Consider the following 236-nt stretch of genomic DNA (forward strand, 5'->3'; position numbering starts at 1 on the left):
GCCAGGCCCCGAAGCAGGTCCCGCACCCAGGAGCCGGTGGTCTCCCCGGCCGAGCGTTCCGCCGCGTTGCGGTTGGCGAAGAGCCCGACCGGCGTCGCCGTGCCAGCGGCCGAAAGCAGGCTGCGCCGCGGCTCCACCCCGCCTCGGGCGGGATCGGAGAGGACATCGGAGAAGGGCGTGGTGCCGGCGCTGTCATCGAGCGCAGCGGCGCGGGTCGCGGCCGCGACGGTGGCCGC

1 protein-coding gene is annotated in these 236 nt (G+C 77.1%); it reads right to left on the reverse strand.

Features of this window, described 5'->3' with window-relative positions:
- Positions 1-236 (reverse strand): hypothetical protein (locus JMJ55_RS30715; protein WP_202829382.1); only part of this gene is annotated, 236 nt, incomplete at both ends.

The sequence above is a fragment of the Belnapia mucosa genome (assembly GCF_016775475.1).
GTDB classification, from domain to species: domain Bacteria; phylum Pseudomonadota; class Alphaproteobacteria; order Acetobacterales; family Acetobacteraceae; genus Belnapia; species Belnapia mucosa.